The 1,948-nt window shown below is 69.0% G+C and carries 1 protein-coding gene; it reads right to left on the minus strand.

The genetic code is table 11. The features are described from left to right. Positions 1-243: 243 nt before the first annotated feature. The gene (gene purH / locus JX283_RS08220) at positions 244-1,845 is read right to left on the minus strand and encodes a bifunctional phosphoribosylaminoimidazolecarboxamide formyltransferase/IMP cyclohydrolase (RefSeq protein ID WP_204830140.1); all 1,602 of its coding nucleotides are present in this window, start codon (positions 1,843-1,845) and stop codon (positions 244-246) included. Positions 1,846-1,948 lie beyond the last annotated feature (103 nt).

Below are 1,948 nucleotides of genomic sequence, written 5' to 3' on the forward strand. Positions count from 1 at the left end.
CATTTGTCCCACATCACGGTTGAGCCGCCGTCACGTCGGTCGGGCCCTCCAGGCGCCACACGGTGTCCCTGGTGCGCATCTTCCATCAATATAGCAATATACTAAGTGACAGATGGGCCAGGCACCTCTGTCACGCCAGGCACCTCTGTCACGAAAGCGGCGGCAAAAATGCCCGGTCAACTGGACAGGGGGCCGAGAGGCATCCCGCCCCTCGACCCCCTGTCGGCCCGACGGCCCTCGGCCCTAGTGGCGGAAGTGCCTCCTGCCCGTGAAGACCATCGCGATGCCGAGCTCGTTGCAGGCGGCGATGACCTCCTCGTCGCGCACGGAGCCGCCGGGCTGGATGATGGCGGTCACGCCGCGGGCCGCGAGCTCGTCGACGTCGTCGCGGAACGGGAAGAACGCGTCGCTCNCGGCGGCGAGGTTCTNCGGCGCCANCCCCATNCGCTCACACGCCCTGTGGGNGCGGTCGCAGGCGATCATGGCGGAGTCCACGCGGTTGGGCTGGCCCGGCCCCATGCCGATGCCGGCGTCGTCCTTGGCCACGAGGATGGCGTTGGACTTCACGGTCTTGACCACCTTCCAGCCGAACTCCAGGTCNTGGAGCTCCTGCTCGGTGGGCTGCCGCTCGGTGACCACACGGTAGTNGTCGGNCGTCTCGGTCACGCGGTCGACCTCCTGCACGAGCAGGCCGCCGTCCACCGTGCGCATCTCCAGCGCCGCCGGGGCGTCCACACCGCCGGTGGCCAGCACGCGCAGGTTCTTGCGACGCGCCAGGCGCTCCAGGGCCTCGTCGGTGAACGACGGGGCGATGAGCACCTCCACGAATTGCTTGTTGACGTCGGCGAAGTGCTCCACGAGCGAGAGGGGCACCTCGCGGTTGCAGGCGATAATGCCGCCGAAGGCGCTCACGGGGTCGCAGGCGTAGGCCTTGTCGTAGGCGGCGGTGACATCCTCGGCCACGGCGGAGCCGCAGGGGTTCTGATGTTTGAGGATGATGCACGCGGGCTCGTCGAACTCGCGGACGGCCGCCCACGCAGCGTCGGTGTCGAGGAGGTTGTTGTAGGAGAGCGGCTTGCCGTTGAGTTGCACGGCGTTGGCCAGCGAGTGGGCCGGGGCGTCGTCCTCGCGGTAGANCGCGGCCGCCTGGTGCGGGTTCTCGCCGTAGCGGAGGTCCTCCTGCTTGGTGAGGCCCACGGTGAGGCGCTCGGGGAACGCCGTGGCCTCGGCGCCCTCGTCCTCGGCGAGGCGGCCGGCGAGCCACGTGGAGATGGCTGTGTCATAGGCCGCGGTGGTGGTATAGGCCTTCACCTGGAGGCGGCGGCGCANCTCGAGGGAGGTGNCGCCGCCATGGGCGGCNATGNNGTCGAGGATGTCGGGGTAGTCGGCCGGGTCGCACACCACGGTGACGCTGTCGGAGTTCTTGGCGGCGGAGCGGAGCATGGACGGGCCGCCGATGTCGATGTGCTCCACGGCGTCCGCGAACGTGACATCGGGCGAGGCGACGGTCTTCTCGAACTCGTAGAGGTTGACGCACACGAGGTCGATCATCGGGATGCCGTGCTCCTCGGCCTCGGCCATGTGGCCGGCATCGTCGCGGCGGGCGAGGAGGCCTCCGTGGACCTTGNGGTGCAGCGNCTTCACGCGGCCGCCCATCATCTCCGGAAAGCCGGTATAGTCGCCGATCTNGACCACGTCCACGCCGCCGGCCGTCAGGGCCTTGGCCGTGCCGCCGGTGGAGACGATCTCGACGCCGTAGGTGTCCTGGAGCTGTCGGCAGAACTCCACCACGCCGGTCTTGTCGGTTACCGAGACCAGCGCGCGATTGACGGGCCTGTCTGTCATTGGGCCTCCCCTTCTCTCCCTGGTTTTGCCGCTGCCTGCGGCACGGCGGGCCTCTCGCTCCCGCGGTTCCCATCGTAGCCGAACGAGGGGAGCGCCTCAGGGC

This window comes from Olsenella sp. CU969 (assembly GCF_905219715.1).
In the GTDB taxonomy this organism is placed as follows: domain Bacteria; phylum Actinomycetota; class Coriobacteriia; order Coriobacteriales; family Atopobiaceae; genus Granulimonas; species Granulimonas faecalis.